This is a genomic window from Streptomyces sp. NPDC107538 (genome assembly GCF_055657445.1).
Genome location: NZ_JBVKAY010000013.1, coordinates 81,209 through 96,676, shown reverse-complemented (window position 1 = coordinate 96,676; position 15,468 = coordinate 81,209). Strand labels below are relative to the sequence as shown.

Annotated in this window: 11 protein-coding genes and 4 tRNA genes; 6 read left to right on the top strand and 9 right to left on the bottom strand. The window is 69.6% G+C overall.

What is annotated here, in order from left to right; all coding sequences use genetic code 11:
* The first annotated feature begins 7 nt into the window (after positions 1–7).
* From ACZ7MG_RS34000 to purM, 4 genes are all read left to right on the top strand, one after another.
* A complete protein-coding gene (locus tag ACZ7MG_RS34000; RefSeq protein ID WP_471382807.1) occupies positions 8–805 on the top strand; it encodes a maleylpyruvate isomerase family mycothiol-dependent enzyme in 798 nt (265 codons plus the stop codon).
* 54 nt (positions 806–859) lie between these two features.
* Positions 860–1,675, top strand: coding sequence for an META domain-containing protein (locus ACZ7MG_RS33995; protein ID WP_471382809.1), 816 nt, complete (start codon positions 860–862; stop codon positions 1,673–1,675).
* Positions 1,676–1,759: 84 nt separating this feature from the next.
* On the top strand, positions 1,760–3,286 hold the full coding sequence (gene purF / locus ACZ7MG_RS33990) for an amidophosphoribosyltransferase (RefSeq protein WP_471382811.1): 1,527 nt from the start codon (positions 1,760–1,762) through the stop codon (positions 3,284–3,286).
* Positions 3,287–3,353: 67 nt separating this feature from the next.
* Entirely contained in the window at positions 3,354–4,424 is a 1,071-nt protein-coding gene (gene purM / locus ACZ7MG_RS33985) for a phosphoribosylformylglycinamidine cyclo-ligase (RefSeq protein ID WP_471382813.1), read from the top strand.
* Between the two features lie 233 nt (positions 4,425–4,657).
* On the opposite strand, the gene ACZ7MG_RS33980 is transcribed toward purM, so the two are convergent.
* Both ACZ7MG_RS33980 and ACZ7MG_RS33975 read right to left on the bottom strand, forming a co-directional pair.
* A complete protein-coding gene (locus ACZ7MG_RS33980) occupies positions 4,658–4,915 on the bottom strand; it encodes a DUF3073 domain-containing protein (protein ID WP_086757813.1) in 258 nt (85 codons plus the stop codon).
* A gap of 322 nt (positions 4,916–5,237) precedes the next feature.
* Positions 5,238–6,332, bottom strand: a complete 1,095-nt coding sequence (locus tag ACZ7MG_RS33975) for a Leu/Phe/Val dehydrogenase (protein WP_471382814.1) — start codon at positions 6,330–6,332, stop codon at positions 5,238–5,240.
* A 223-nt stretch (positions 6,333–6,555) separates the two neighbouring features.
* Here ACZ7MG_RS33975 and ACZ7MG_RS33970 point away from each other — a divergent pair, with 223 nt between their 5' ends.
* Together ACZ7MG_RS33970 and bldC are read left to right on the top strand one after the other, a co-directional pair.
* Positions 6,556–7,413, top strand: a complete 858-nt coding sequence (locus ACZ7MG_RS33970) for a DUF8083 family protein (RefSeq protein WP_471382816.1) — start codon at positions 6,556–6,558, stop codon at positions 7,411–7,413.
* Positions 7,414–8,024: 611 nt separating this feature from the next.
* The gene (gene bldC, locus ACZ7MG_RS33965) at positions 8,025–8,231 is read left to right on the top strand and encodes a developmental transcriptional regulator BldC (RefSeq protein WP_003949541.1); all 207 of its coding nucleotides are present in this window, start codon (positions 8,025–8,027) and stop codon (positions 8,229–8,231) included.
* Between the two features lie 510 nt (positions 8,232–8,741).
* On the opposite strand, the gene ACZ7MG_RS33960 is transcribed toward bldC, so the two are convergent.
* The 7 genes from ACZ7MG_RS33960 to ACZ7MG_RS33930 all read right to left on the bottom strand — a co-directional run bounded on the left by ACZ7MG_RS33960 (position 8,742) and on the right by ACZ7MG_RS33930 (position 15,446).
* Positions 8,742–8,933 carry a DUF6274 family protein gene (locus tag ACZ7MG_RS33960; protein WP_471382818.1) on the bottom strand — a complete coding sequence of 64 codons (192 nt, stop codon included), beginning with the start codon at positions 8,931–8,933 and terminating at the stop codon, positions 8,742–8,744.
* 255 nt (positions 8,934–9,188) lie between these two features.
* Positions 9,189–9,263: transfer RNA gene (locus ACZ7MG_RS33955), tRNA-Asp, on the bottom strand.
* Positions 9,264–9,362: 99 nt separating this feature from the next.
* On the bottom strand, positions 9,363–13,340 hold the full coding sequence (hrpA, locus tag ACZ7MG_RS33950; RefSeq protein WP_471382820.1) for an ATP-dependent RNA helicase HrpA: 3,978 nt from the start codon (positions 13,338–13,340) through the stop codon (positions 9,363–9,365).
* Positions 13,341–13,455: 115 nt separating this feature from the next.
* Positions 13,456–13,529: transfer RNA gene (locus ACZ7MG_RS33945), tRNA-Phe, on the bottom strand.
* A 24-nt stretch (positions 13,530–13,553) separates the two neighbouring features.
* Positions 13,554–13,628 (bottom strand) — tRNA-Asp (locus ACZ7MG_RS33940).
* 35 nt (positions 13,629–13,663) lie between these two features.
* Positions 13,664–13,736, bottom strand: a tRNA-Glu gene (locus ACZ7MG_RS33935).
* 105 nt (positions 13,737–13,841) lie between these two features.
* Positions 13,842–15,446, bottom strand: a complete 1,605-nt coding sequence (locus tag ACZ7MG_RS33930; RefSeq protein WP_471382822.1) for a metallophosphoesterase family protein — start codon at positions 15,444–15,446, stop codon at positions 13,842–13,844.
* Between the last annotated feature and the right edge of the window lie 22 nt (positions 15,447–15,468).

Below are 15,468 nucleotides of genomic sequence, written 5' to 3'. Positions count from 1 at the left end.
CGCCACCATGCCTCCCGCCAGAAAACGCCCCCGCACCTACGACTCCGCCAAGACCCGCACCGCGGTCCTGGCCCAGTTCGGGAACGTACGGGAGGCCGTGGGCGCCCTCGCCGACGAGCAGCTCGCTCTGCCCACCCGGCTCGGGGCGTGGACCGTACGGGACCTGGCCGCGCACCTCACCATGGCCGTGGAGAGCGTCAGCCGGGCCCTGGAGCGGCCCGAGCCCCCGAAGGCCGAGCTGGACCCCCTCGACTACGCCTCCGCGACCGCCGTGCACGCCGGTGCCATCGCCGACGTCAGCCGCACCCTCGCCGAGACCACCCCGGACATCGCCGCCCTGTACGCGCAGGTCGAGGGGCGGATCACCGACGCCCTCGCCACCGCACCGCAGGGCCGGATCATCGACACCCGGGCCGGCGGCATGCTGCTCGACGACTACCTCCTCACCCGGACCATCGAGCTCGTCGTCCACACCGACGACCTGAACGCGGCCCTCCCCGGCCTGGACGTCCCGTACGACCGCCACGCGCTCGCCACCTGCACACGGCTGCTCGCCGACACCCTCGCCGCGCGGGCGCCCGGCGGCTCGACGGAGGTGCGGATCCCGCCGTACGCCGTCGTGCAGTGCGTGGAGGGGCTCCGGCACACGCGGGGCACCCCGCCGAACGTCGTCGAGACCGACCCGCTGACCTGGATCCGCCTCGCGACCGGCCGCGTGGAGTGGGCCACCGCCCTGGACGAGGCCGAGGTCAGCGCGAGCGGCGAGCGGGCGGACCTGAGCGGGCTGCTGCCGCTGATGAGCTGACCCGGCTCCCGAAGACCGGTGGAACCGCCCACGCACCCCACCCGTCCCACCGCCATGGACAAGCGACTGACCCTCACCGCCCTGGCCCTGCTCCCGCTCCCGCTGCTCGCGGCCTGCGGAACCGAGTCGTCCGGCGATTCCGGCAGCGGAAACGTCGGCTCGACCGCCTCGAAGTCCTCGGTCACCGGGGTCCGCTGGAAGGTCGACAGCCTCACCGTCGGCGACAAGACGGAACAGGCGCCCGCCGGCGCCTGGCTCAAGATCGCCGACAATGGAGAGGTCGCCGGCAACTACGGCTGCAACACCTTCGGTTCGACCGCCGCCTTCAAGGACGACGGCATCGACTTCGAGACCGCCCGGTCCACCGAGATGGCCTGCGGCGACGCCCCGATGAAGTTCGAGGAGGCCTTCGCCCGCACCCTGGACGCGGAGACGTTCACGGCCGAGACCGCCGACGGCGGGCTGACCCTCACCACGGGCGACGGCGACACCGTGAAGCTGAGCGAGGAGAAGCCCGCCGAGCTGTACGGCACGAAGTGGCGGGTCGACTCGCTTCTCGACCACGACGTGGCCACGTCCCTCCCCGAGGCCGCCCAGGGCAAGGCCTGGTTCACCCTCGACAAGAAGGCGGGCACGCTGAGCGGAAGCGTCGGCTGCAACGACATCTCCGCCAAGGCGACGGTGAGCGAGGACCGGATCACCCTCGGCAATCCGCGGACCACCCGCAAGATGTGCTCCGACTCACTCATGGCCGCCGAGCGGAGCCTCCTGGACCTCTTCAAGGGCACGGTGGAGTATCGGATCGATCACCGCAGTATCACGCTGACCAGCGAAAACAACGCGGGCATCGGTGCCGTCGCCGACAAGTGACCTGCGACCGCCCGCAGTAGGGAACCGGGGCGGGCGAGATCACCGGATTCGGACCGGTGCGCGATCTCGCCTACACTCGGTGGCGTGCCACGTGGTGACGGACGACTCAACCACGACCTTCTCCCCGGCGAGAAAGGCCCCCAGGACGCGTGTGGCGTCTTCGGTGTCTGGGCCCCGGGTGAAGAGGTCGCCAAGCTCACGTACTTCGGGCTCTACGCCCTCCAGCATCGGGGCCAGGAATCCGCGGGTATCGCGGTCAGCAACGGCTCCCAGATCCTCGTCTTCAAGGACATGGGCCTCGTTTCCCAGGTCTTCGACGAGACCTCGCTCGGTTCCCTCCAGGGTCACATCGCGGTCGGTCACGCCCGCTACTCGACCACCGGTGCCTCCGTGTGGGAGAACGCCCAGCCGACGTTCCGTGCCACCGCGCACGGCTCCATCGCGCTCGGCCACAACGGCAACCTGGTCAACACGGCCCAGCTCGCCGAGATGGTCGCCGACCTGCCCAAGCAGGAGGGCCGTACGCCCCGCGTCGCGGCCACCAACGACACCGACCTGCTCACCGCGCTCCTCGCGGCCCAGGTCGACGAGGACGACCGGCCGCTGACCGTGGAGGAGGCCGCCCCGAAGGTCCTCCCGCAGGTCCGCGGTGCCTTCTCCCTGGTCTTCATGAACGAACACACCCTGTACGCCGCCCGTGACCCGCAGGGCATCCGCCCGCTGGTCCTCGGCCGGCTGGAGCGCGGCTGGGTCGTGGCCTCCGAGGGCGCCGCCCTCGACATCTGCGGCGCGAGCTTCGTCCGCGAGATCGAGCCGGGCGAGTTCATCGCCATCGACGAGAACGGTCTGCGCAGCTCCCGCTTCGCGGAAGCGAAGCCCAAGGGCTGTGTCTTCGAGTACGTCTATCTGGCCCGCCCGGACACCGACATCGCCGGCCGGAACGTGTACCTCTCCCGGGTGGAGATGGGGCGCAAGCTGGCCAAGGAAGCCCCGGTCGACGCCGACCTGGTCATAGCGACCCCGGAGTCCGGCACCCCGGCCGCGATCGGTTACGCGGAGGCGAGCGGCATCCCCTTCGGCGCCGGTCTCGTCAAGAACGCGTATGTCGGACGTACGTTCATCCAGCCTTCCCAGACGATCCGCCAGCTCGGAATCCGGCTGAAGCTGAACCCGCTCAAGGAAGTCATCAAGGGCAAGCGCCTGGTCGTGGTCGACGACTCGATCGTCCGCGGCAACACCCAGCGCGCCCTGGTCCGGATGCTCCGCGAGGCGGGCGCCGCCGAGGTCCACATCCGGATCTCCTCGCCGCCCGTGAAGTGGCCCTGCTTCTTCGGCATCGACTTCGCGACCCGCGCCGAGCTGATCGCCAACGGCATGACGATCGACGAGATCGGCACCTCGCTGGGCGCCGACTCCCTGGCGTACATCTCCATCGACGGCATGATCGAGGCGACCACCATCGCCAAGCCGAACCTCTGCCGGGCCTGCTTCGACGGCGAGTACCCGATGGAGCTGCCGGACCCCGAGCTGCTCGGCAAGCAGCTCCTGGAGACCGAGCTGGCGGCAGGTCCCGCCGCCACAGCCGCGGCCGACGCGATCCGGCGCCCGTAAGACTGCCCGTAGACAGCCGGTAGCACCTGCTTACCTGCCGCAGTACGACACGAAAGTTCTCACCGTCATGTCTGAGACAACTGGTGCCAGCTACGCAGCCGCGGGCGTCGACATCGAGGCGGGCGACCGCGCCGTAGAGCTGATGAAGGAGTGGGTGAAGAAGACACAGCGCCCCGAGGTCCTCGGCGGCCTCGGCGGTTTCGCCGGTCTCTTCGACGCCTCCGCCCTCAAGCGCTACGAGCGCCCGCTGCTCGCCTCCGCCACGGACGGCGTCGGCACGAAGGTCGACATCGCCCGTCAGCTGGGCGTCTACGACACCATCGGCCACGACCTGGTCGCGATGGTGATGGACGACATCGTGGTCTGCGGCGCCGAACCGCTGTTCATGACCGACTACATCTGCGTCGGCAAGGTCCACCCCGAGCGGGTCGCCGCCATCGTCAAGGGCATCGCCGAGGGCTGTGTCCTCGCCGGCTGCGCCCTCGTCGGCGGCGAGACCGCCGAGCACCCCGGTCTGCTCGGCCCGGACGACTTCGACGTGGCCGGCGCCGGCACGGGCGTGGTCGAGGCGGAGCACCTGCTCGGCCCGGATCGTATCCGTACGGGTGACGCGGTGATCGCCATGGCGGCCTCCGGCCTTCACTCGAACGGGTACTCGCTCGTCCGGCACGTCCTCCTCAACCAGGCGGGCCTCTCCCTGGACGCCGAGATCGCCGAACTCGGCCGCACCCTCGGCGCGGAGCTGCTGGAGCCCACCAAGATCTACTCGCTGGACTGTCTGGCCCTCACCCGCACCACCGAGGTCCACGCCTTCAGCCACGTCACCGGCGGCGGTCTCGCGGCCAACCTGGCCCGCGTGATCCCCGACACGCTCCACGCCACGGTCGACCGCTCCACCTGGACCCCGGCCCCGATCTTCGACCTGGTGGGCACCACGGGCCAGGTCGAGCGCCTGGAGCTGGAGAAGACCCTGAACATGGGCGTGGGCATGATCGCCATCGTCCCCCAGGAGTCCGCGGACGTGGCCCTGACCACCTTGGCGGACCGCGGCGTCGAGGCCTGGGTCGCGGGCGAGATCACCGACCGCGGCGACCACACCACGGGCGCCGAACTGGTGGGCGACTACGCACGAGGCTGACCGGCGACGCGTTCAGGCAACGCGGTTCCGGGCACGGCAAAAGCGCCCCCGACGGGCCGAAGGCCCAAAAGGGGAGCGAGGAACGGCGCGACCAGCCACGACGAACCCGCAGCCGCAAACGCACAGTGCCCCCGAGCTACTAGGCGCCCGGCACTCCCAGCGGAGCGAACACGCACAAAACCCGGTCCGGTGGGGAGTGACCCGCCCGGACCGGGTGGAGCGCAAGTGGATCGTCAAGCGCCGCGACGATGAGAAGCGGGACCGGACTGATCGTCCCCGTCATCCTCATCGTCGTCGTTATAAAGATCCGCGTACTGGGCGTACGGGTCGTCGTCGTCTTCGTCGTCCTCGAACGGCTCGCCGTTCGGAGGTTGGCTCGAAGTCGATGCGCCCAGCTCGCTGGCCAGACGCGACAGGTCAGTCCCGCCGCTGTTGTACTTCAGCTGGCGGGCGACCTTCGTCTGCTTGGCCTTGGCCCGGCCGCGCCCCATGGCTCGACCCCCTCGGTGACGGGGCTCGACGGCCCCAGAGTCTTGACACGCGTTCATGATCTGGAACGGGCTCTCCGTGGAGAGACCGGTCCGTAGGGCTTCCACGGTACCTGAGCCCACGCCCATACGGTACGTCGCCCGCAGGACGTGCCCGTGCCCAGAACCTGCGAGGAGCCCTTTCCTCGCTGGTCAACGGTGATTTTAACCGTTTCTGGGCGGGCGACCCGCCGACGGAAGTGAGAGTTCTCTCTAAAGCCGCCGACGGGTACCGGCCGACACCGCGCGCGACCCGCGCGGCGCCTGCGCGAAAGGTCGCGGAAGGTCAGCGAGCGCGGCCCGCGGCCGCCTCATGCATCCGCTGCTCGGCGATCCGGTCGGCCGCGGCGGCCGGCGGAATGCCATCCAACTTCGCACGTGCGAAGATCGACAAAGTGGTGTCGAAGATCTTCGCGGCCTTCCCCTTGCACCGCTCGAAGTCGAAGCCGTGCAGCTCGTCGGCGACCTGGATGACCCCGCCGGCGTTCACCACGTAGTCCGGCGCGTAGAGGATCCCGCGATCGGCGAGGTCCTTCTCGACACCGGGGTGCGCGAGCTGGTTGTTGGCCGCGCCGCACACCACCTTGGCGGTCAGGACCGGCACGGAGTCGTCGTTCAGGGCCCCGCCGAGCGCGCAGGGGGCGTAGATGTCGAGCCCCTCGGTCCGGATGAGCGCGTCGGTGTGGGCGACGGCGGTGACCCCGTCCGGGTGCCGGTCGAGGATCCGCCGTACGGCGTCCTCGCGCACGTCCGTGATCACGACCTCGGCGCCCTCGGCCCGCAGATGCGTCACGAGGTGGTGGCCGACCTTGCCGACGCCCGCGATGCCGACCCGGCGGTCGCGCAGTGAGGGGTCGCCCCACAGATGCTGGGCGGAGGCCCGCATGCCCTGGTAGACGCCGAAGGCGGTGAGGACGGACGAGTCGCCGGCGCCGCCGTGCTCGGGGGACCGGCCGGTGGTCCAGCGGCACTCGCGGGCCACGACGTCCATGTCGGCGACATAGGTGCCGACATCGCAGGCGGTGACGTACCGGCCGCCCAGCGAGGCCACGAACCGCCCGTAGGCGAGCAGCAGCTCCTCGCTCTTGATCCGGTCGGGGTCGCCGATGATCACGGCCTTGCCGCCGCCGTGGTCGAGCCCGGCCATGGCGTTCTTGTACGACATGCCGCGGGCGAGGTTCAGGGCGTCGGCGACGGCCTCGGCCTCGGTCGCGTACGGGTAGAAGCGCGTGCCGCCGAGAGCGGGGCCGAGCGCGGTGGAGTGGAGGGCGATGACGGCCTTGAGGCCGCTGGCCCGGTCCTGGCAGAGCACGACTTGCTCGTGACCGCCCTGGTCCGAGTGGAACAGGGTGTGCAGGACGCCGTCAGATACTTCGGCCACGGTGGTGACTCCTGGGTAAGAAGCGGCGGGTGCTGACAGGTCCCCGTATGGGTGGCGGGGTCTGTGAGCATGAGATTAGAGCCTGCGTCCGCCGTACAGCGGCGCAGCCTCAGGATCACCCCACTCCTGGAGTACGGACGTGGTGCGATCCGCACAGTTTTCCGGCCCGCCCGTGTGCGGGTTCGGCAGGTTTCCCCGGTGGCGTCCGGGGGAGGGAGCAGGCGTGCCCAAGGTGTCCTCGGTGATCGTCCCGTACGCGTCCTACCTCCGCGTGTACGAGCCGCTGGCGGCGTTCCCCGAGCCCGAGCGCGGCCACTGGGCCCGCTACGCCCGGCGCCCGGACCGGCCCTCGTACCAGGACGAACTGCGCCGCTCGCTGGCCGATCTGCTGCCGACCCCGCCCGTCCCGGTGCCGGTGCACGAGAGCGGTGACGCCTTCGTGCTGGAGGTCGACGGGGTGGTCTGCGTCTGCCCCTGGCGGACCCGGCTGCGCGGCTGGCAGGCGCTCGGTGATCTCGCCGAGGAGCTGCCCGCCCCGGTGCTGGACGCGGTGCTGCCGCCCCTGGTGCGCCACCAGGCGAGCCAGGACTACGAGCGCTGGATGGCCGGCAACCCCGACGCGCGGCCGTGGATCCGCACCGCGACGTGGCAGGTGCCGCTCAGCTGGTTCGTCCTCGTCTCGGACGAGGAGCGGACGTACGAGAAGGGTTCGGGCGAGACGGGATCCGGCGAGATTTCGCCGGTGCTTCGCTATCGCACGCCCATGGTGCAGGCCCGCCGGCGGGTGGCACGGGGGCTGCGGGCCCTGCGCGACACCCTCGACGAGGGTCCGCTCATCGACGGTCTGATCGACGTGGGCCGCTGGCTGGAGGAGTTCCACCCGCGCTCGCTGGTCGAGCTGGACTACGGCGGCCTCGTGCACGTCCTGCCCGCCGCCGACCTGGACGGCGACCACTCGGCCGCCGATGTCGCCGAGGGCATCGAGGCCCTGCGCGGCGGGGACGGCCTGGCGGCCGGGGAGGCGTACGGGCGGCTGGTGGAGCGCTGGCGGGCGGTCCGGGACCGGCGCTCGGCGAACTGAACCCGGCCGAACCGGTTGAACCGGCGCAGGCTCCTGGCCGTACTTGTGACATGTGGGGCCAGTGGGAAAAGGCTTTCCACAAAAGCTGAAGCATGGTGAACTGTCCACCCTTGGCCCATGCTTGACTCACTGAAGTTCCACAGGAGTGTCATCGTGGGACGTAGGTCTCGATCCGGGCTTTTGTGTCAAGCGGGCGTCAAGCGTGACGGATTGCACTTACGCGGGCCTTGCCTCTTACGCACCTCCTCGTGTCAAAATAGGACAAGGAGCCCGGGGGAGGCTCCTTCTGCCCACGTATGGGTGGAATCTCAGCATTGCACGCTATTGGGGGGTCTTGAGACTCCTGCACGCCACTGTGACTGATCGTCACAGTGGCGTGACTGTCCGCTATGGCATGGTCCATCGGCATCCGTCGCTGATGAACACCTGGGAGGGCAATTCCATCGGTTTGGCCGACGCGGCTGGACAGATGGTGTAGTTGTAGTGCCGAGGACAAGCCGTTCGTCCTATAACCGACTCGACTCGCGTCCGCCATTTCGGGCAACGCGGGTCAAGGTGCAGAATTTAGAGGAAAGAACCGAGAAGGTTCGGTTCTCCCGAGGAGGCCGCTCATGACCGCTCGCACCCCTGATGCCGAGCCGCTGCTGACCCCGGCTGAGGTCGCCACCATGTTCCGCGTCGACCCCAAGACGGTCACGCGGTGGGCGAAGGCCGGCAAGCTCACGTCCATCCGCACGCTCGGCGGACACCGCCGTTACCGCGAGGCTGAGGTCCGCGCACTGCTCGCGGGTATTCCGCAGCAGCGCAGCGAGGCCTGAACCCTCGCATGACAGGGCATTTCGGCTGGTCCCCCAATCGGCCGGAAGCCTGAAACACCGCTCAAGCAGCTCCGAACGACGCGGGTTCTGCCCCAACAGATCCCACGCCCGAGCCACACAGAACTTTCCGGGAGGCCCAGGCCCCCCGGGCATCGTCAGGCAAGCAACAAGGGTGCGTCGTAGATCGCGCTGGACTCCGCCGGGTCCAGCGCGATCTTTTTTGTGCGCGTGACCGGTGGGTTCGGGTCCGGAAGCGAAGAGTTGTGCGCGGGCTTGTCGGACTCTGGGGAGGGCTGTCGGATCTCCTGTGCAGGCCCCCGGGGACTGGTGCAATTGCACATATTAAATTGACCAGTTGTAGGGGAGTGGTAAGAACCGGCGTTCCGGAAACTCGTACGGTGACACCCGTCACACGCGAGGATCCTTGCTGCCCGAGCGACATCTGCGGTAAGGGGGGCGGGAGTTGAGCGTGACGCGCCCTCGCCGAGTGTGTTCCCTGCCGGAGGCGTCTCACGCCTTGGAGGGCGTCTCGTCCTCCGCGGGCCCCTCCGCGCCGTCCTCGCCGCCGGCCCCGTGCTCCGTCGCCAGCCTCAGCAGCCGGTGGCAGATCGGGCAGTGGTGGGTGAGGTGGCGGTACGAGGAGGCGGCCGACAGGTGAGCACGGAGCAATGCGCGAGTCTCATGCCGAGCGGACGCCGCCATAGCCACCTCCGGGGGTCTCTGGGCCTGATTCCTGAGGTACCGGCGGAATGTGACGCCGTCAACCCCCACAGAGCCAAGGAGGGGCCGCAGGCCCCCTCCAGGGGCGCGGGGAACTGCGCGACCGGCCCCACGTGACCCGCAGACGCCCAACAACCCCAATCCCGCGAGCTCTTGGGCGCACAGGGGGGCGAAGGGGAGCGGCAAGGCGCACAGCAAGAAGGCCCGCATCCATCGGATGCGGGCCTTCGAATCGTGCGGTCCTGACGGGATTTGAACCCGCGGCCTCCACCTTGACAGGGTGGCGAGCACTCCAAACTGCTCCACAGGACCAGGTTTCGCAGTCCGCGCCGTGTTCCCGCGCTGGCCTGCGAGAAGAGACTGTACAGGAGCGGGTGCCCCCGCGCGAACTCACTTTCCGTGCAGGTGCTGTTACGGCACGGCGGCGTCGATCGCCTTCACGATCCGCTTGTCGGAGACGGGATACGCCGTGCCCAGCGCGTGCGCGAAGTAGCTGACCCGCAACTCCTCGATCATCCAGCGGATCTCCAGCACGGAGGAGGGCACGGGCCGCCCCTGCGGCAGCTGTTCCAGCAGCCAGGCGTACTCGTCCCGCATCTCGTGCACCTTCTCCATCCGGGACGTGTCCCGCTGCACCCCGGTCGGCATCTGCTGCAGCCGCCGGTCGGCCGCCACCAGGTAGCGCATCAGGTCCGGCAGCCGGCGCAGCCCCGCCTCCGTCACGAACCCGGGTTTCACGAGGGCGTCCAGCTGCCCCCGTACGTCCGCGAGGTTGGCGAGGAGGGCCGGGCTGCGGGTGGACTTCAGGCGGCGCTCACAGGCCTGCCAGGCGGCCAGCACCTGCTGGACCTGGCCGACCGTGCGGACCGTGGTGTCGACGATCTCGGCGCGCACCTTGTCGTACAGCTTGCGGTACGACGACTCGTCCCACGCCGGCCCGCCGAAGTCGGCGATCAGCTTGTCGGCGGCCGCCATGGCGCAGTCGTCGAAGAGCGCCTGGATCGAACCGTGCGGATTGGCGGACAGTGCCAGCTTCTGCGCGTTGGTGAGCTTTTCGCTCGCGAACTTCGCAGGGTTGACCGGAATGTTTCGGAGGATGAGCCTTCTGGTGCCCTTCCACATCGCCTCCGCCTGCTCCGCCTCCGTGTCGAAGAGGCGTACGGAGACGGTGTTCGCGGTCGGGCCGTCGTCCACCAGCGCGGGATAGGCCTTCACGGGCTGCCCGGCCCGGCGGGTCTCGAAGACACGGGTGAGGGAGCCGATCGTCCAGTCGGTCAGGCCCTTGCGCTCCAGGGACTCGCCGCCCTGGCGCTCGGCGGTGGCCGCGGCCGCCTGGGAGAGGGCCTGGCGCGCCTTCGGCTTCAGCCGCAGCCGCAGTGCCTCCAGGTCCTTGTCCTCGGCGACCTTCCGGCGCCGCTCGTCGACGATCCGGAAGGTGATCTTCAGGTGGTCGGGGACGCGGGACCAGTCGAAGTCCTCGGGCGTCACCGGGACACCCACCATGCGCTTCAGCTCGCGGGCCATCGTCACCGGCAGCGGCTCCTGCAAGGGGACCGCCCGGTCCAGGAAGCGCTGGGCGAAGTTCGGCGCCGGCACGTAGTTCCGGCGGATCGGCTTGGGGAGGGAACGGATCAGCTCCGTCACCACCTCCTCCCGCAGGCCCGGGATCTGCCAGTCGAAGCCCTCGTCCGTTACCTGGTTGAGGACCTGGAGGGGGATGTGGACGGTCACACCGTCCGCGTCGGCGCCCGGCTCGAACTGGTAGGTGACCCGGAACTTCAGCTGTCCCTGCCGCCAGGAGTCCGGATAGTCGGCCTTGGTGACCGCCTGGGCCGACTCCCGGATGAGCATCTCCCGCTCGAAGTCCAGGAAGTCGGGCTGCTCGTGGCGCTTGTGCTTCCACCAGGAGTCGAAGTGGGCGCCGGAGACGACATGGTCGGGCACGCGCTCGTCGTAGAAGTCGAAGAGCGTGTCGTCGTCGACCACGATGTCCCGGCGCCGGGCCCGGTGCTCCAGCTCCTCGACCTCGCTGAGGAGCTTGCGGTTGTCCGCGAAGAACTTGTGGTGGGTCCGCCAGTCGCCCTCGACCAGCGCGTTGCGGATGAACAGCTCCCGGCTGGCCTCCGCGTCGATCCGGCCGTAGTTGATCTTCCGCTGGGCGACGATCGGTACGCCGTACAGCGTGACCTTCTCGTACGCCATCACGGCCGCCTGGTCCTTCTCCCAGTGCGGCTCGCTGTACGTCCGCTTGAGGAGGTGCTCGGCGAGCGGCTCGACCCACTCGGGCTCGATGCGCGCATTGACCCGGGCCCAGAGGCGGCTGGTCTCCACCAGCTCGGCCGACATCACGAAGCGCGGGGGCTTCTTGAAGAGGGCCGAGCCCGGGAAGATCGCGAACTTGGCGTTCCGGGCGCCCAGATACTCGTTCTTCCCGGTGTTGCGGCCGCCCTCGTTCCCGGCCTCCTTCACGTCCTTCATGCCGATGTGGGAGAGCAGGCCGGCGAGGAGCGAGACATGGATGTGCTGCTCGGGAGCGTCGTCCTCGTTGAGATGGATGTCCATCTGCCGGGCGACCGTGCGCAGCTGGCTGTAGATGTCCTGCCACTCCCGGATCCGCAGGAAGTTCAGGTACTCCTGCTTGCACATCCGGCGGAACGACGACGAACCGCGCTCCTTCTGCTGCTCGCGGACGTACCGCCAGAGGTTGAGGTAGGCGAGGAAGTCGCTGGTCTCGTCCTTGAAGCGGACGTGCTGCTGGTCCGCCTGGGCCTGCTTGTCGGCGGGGCGCTCGCGTGGGTCCTGGATGGAGAGCGCGGCGGCGATGACCATGACCTCGCGGGCACAGCCGTTCTTGTCGGCCTCGACGACCATGCGGGCCAGGCGCGGGTCGACGGGCAGCTGGGAGAGCTTGCGGCCCATCGGGGTGAGCCGCTTGCGGACGTCCTTCTGCGCCGCGTCCAGCGCGCCGAGCTCCTGGAGGAGCTGGACGCCGTCGCGGATGTTGCGGTGGTCCGGCGGGTCGATGAAGGGGAACTTCTCGATGTCGCCGAGGCCGGCCGCGGTCATCTGGAGGATGACGGAGGCGAGGTTCGTCCGGAGGATCTCCGCGTCCGTGAACTCGGGGCGGGCCTCGAAGTCGTCCTCGCTGTAGAGGCGGATGCAGACACCGTCGGACGTACGACCGCAGCGGCCCTTGCGCTGGTTGGCGCTGGCCTGGGAGATCGCCTCGATGGGCAGCCGCTGGACCTTGGTGCGGTGGCTGTAGCGGGAGATACGGGCGAAGCCGGGGTCGATGACGTACTTGATGCCGGGGACCGTCAGCGAGGTCTCGGCGACGTTCGTGGCCAGAACGATCCTGCGGCCGGTGTGCGGCTGGAACACGCGGTGCTGTTCGGCGTGCGAGAGCCGGGCGTAGAGGGGGAGCACCTCCGTGAAGCGGTACTGCTTCTTGATCAGCGCGTCCGCCGTGTCCCGGATCTCGCGCTCCCCGGAGAGGAAGACGAGGATGTCGCCCTTGCCCTCGCCCTGAAGCTCCTCGACGGCGTCGCAGATCGCGGTGATCTGGTCCCGGTCGGCGTCGTCGCCGTCCTCTTCGAGGAGGGGGCGGTACCGCACCTCGACGGGGTACGTACGGCCGCTGACCTCGACGATCGGGGCGTCACCGAAGTGCCGGGAGAAGCGCTCGGGGTCGATGGTCGCGGAGGTGATGACGACCTTGAGGTCGGGGCGCTTGGGCAGCAGCTGGGCGAGGTAGCCCAGCAGGAAGTCGATGTTGAGGGACCGCTCGTGGGCCTCGTCGATGATGATCGTGTCGTAGGCGCGCAGCTCGCGGTCCGTCTGGATCTCGGCGAGCAGGATGCCGTCCGTCATCAGCTTGACGAAGGTCGCGTCCGGGTTCACCTGGTCGGTGAACCGCACCTTCCAGCCGACGGCCTCCCCGAGCGGCGTGCGCAGCTCCTCCGCGACGCGCTCGGCGACCGTACGGGCGGCGATGCGTCTCGGCTGGGTGTGACCGATCATGCCGCGTACGCCACGCCCCAGCTCCATACAGATCTTGGGGATCTGGGTCGTCTTCCCGGAGCCGGTCTCGCCCGCGACGATGACGACCTGGTGATCACGGATGGCGGCCGCGATGTCGTCCTTCTTCTGGCTGACGGGCAGCTGCTCGGGGTACGAGACGGCCGGCACGCGGGCGGCGCGCTCGGCCATGCGGGACTCGCCCTTGGCGACCTCCGCCTCGATCTCGGCGAGCACGGCGGCCCGGGCCTCGGGCTTACGGATCTTGCGCGCGCCTTCGAGCCTGCGCCCGAGCCGGTGCGCGTCGCGCAGCGACAGCTCGGCCAGACGGGGGGCGAGGGCGCCGAAGGCGGGGGCAGGTGGCGTAGACATAGCGGAACCCAGGATCTCACCTCGACGAAACGAGGGGCGAACGCTTTTGCGTGGGCCCGCTACCGCCCACTGCAAAGACCCCCTCCGGTGGACCGGAGAGGGTCTTCTTTCACTGTGGCTGGGGCCGGGGTCGAACCGGCGACCTATCGCTTTTCAGGCGATCGCTCGTACCAACTGAGCTACCCAGCCGCGATGTTTCACGTGAAACATCAGCGGTCCTGACGGGATTTGAACCCGCGGCCTCCACCTTGACAGGGTGGCGAGCACTCCAAACTGCTCCACAGGACCAAGAGGCGTACGACAGTGTCGCACACGTTCTTGCGTGCCCCCAACGGGATTCGAACCCGTGCTACCGCCTTGAAAGGGCGGCGTCCTAGGCCGCTAGACGATGAGGGCTATCGGCCCGCCTGGGCGCTTCGTCAGCGCGTCGGGGACGTGAGAAGCATATGGGATGGCGGGAGCTATCGCCAAAACGGTTTACGGGACCGCCCGAGCGGGGGTTTACGGGCCGCTGGGGGACTCCTCGTCCCCGGGTTCGGCGCCCGGCTGGTTCTCCTTCGGCAGATGGCGGCTGACCTCGGCCGTGGTGAGGCCCAGGCCGCCGAGTTTGATCTCGTCCCAGGCCTGGAGGCGGCGGGTGTCGCGGTCGAGGTAGAGGACGGAGGCCTCGATCGGGTCGGGGTCCTTGCCCTCCACGGCCCGCAGTCCGCTGCCGCCGGTGGAGCCCTCGATGCGGAGCCGGGTCCCCTGGCCCAGCATCTCCATCTCGGGGTGGTGGAGATGCCCGGCGAGCACCAGCGGGACCTGGCCGTCCGTCTCCCGGGCGGCGTCCGGGTTGTGCGCGACCGCGATGTCCACGGGTGTGCCCGCCGCCTTCTGGGCGCGCAGGGCGTCCGCCAGCCGCCGCCCGGCCGCCTCCTCCGAGGGCAGGCCCGACTTGTCGGTCGAGCGGTCCGGGGTGAACTGCGGGTCCCCCATCCCCGCGAACCGCAGCCCGCCCACGGTCACCGCCTTCCCCTCGTCGAGGACGTGGGTGTTGTCGATGCCCTCCAGATAGCGCTGGGTCAGGAGCGAGTCGTGGTTGCCGCGCACCCAGACGTACGGCGCCCCGAGGTCGGCGATGGGGTCGAGGAAGCCGTTCTCGGCGGCGCTGCCGTGGTCCATGGTGTCGCCGGAGTCGACGATGACGTTGATCTCGTACTGCTCCACCAGCGAGGCGATGATCTTCCAGCTCGCCGGGTTCAGATGGATGTCGGAGACGTGCAGCACCCGGATGGTGGTCGGGTCCGGCTGGTACGCGGGGAGCGTGGACGTGACGTCGTACAGCTTGGTCACGTTCGTCACCAGGCGGGCCAATTCCTTCTGGTAGACGTCGAATTCGGTGACGATGCTGCGCGCGTCGCCGACGAGGGAGGGCGCGGAGGAGAGCAGGCCCGAGAACTTGGGCTCCAGGACGGAGTTCGGGTTCCAGGTGGCCGCGGCCGTCCCGCCGGCGCCGGCCAGCAGGACGAAGGCGAGGCCGCCGGCGGCGAGGGCGCGGCGGGGACGGCGGTACACGGCCAGGCCGAGCGCGGTGGCCCCGGAGACGACGGCGACGCCGGAGCGTACGGCCAGGTCGACGGTGCCGTGCCGCACGTCGGAGGCGATCTCCTCCTGGAGCCCGGAGATCCGTTCGGGGTGGTCGACCAGGGCCTGGGCGCGCTCCGGGTCGAGCTGGTCGACGTTGACGTCCAGGCGTACGGGGGCGTGGTGGCTGCTCAGTTCCAGGGCGCCCAGCGGGGAGACGTTGATCTTCGTGCCGCCGGTGAGGGAGGGGCGCAGGGTCATCGTGGTGTTCATGGGGCCCACAGGGGTGCGGACGTTCCCCACGATCAGCAGGCCGAGCCAGGCGCCGAGCAGGACGACCGCGACCAGGCCGAGCGCGCGGCTCCAGGGGTGGGGGTGGTGGACCACTTCGACGGTCGGGTGCGCGCGGCGGGAGCGGTAGTGGCGGGCCAGGGCGCGGGGGGCCCTCGGCATGGTCCGGCGGAGGCGGCGCAGGGCCGTACTCAGGGCTGTACGCAGGGGGTGGGCGGCGGTGGCTGGGGCGGCGGGGACGCGGGCCATTGGTCCCGTATGCCCAAGGGTG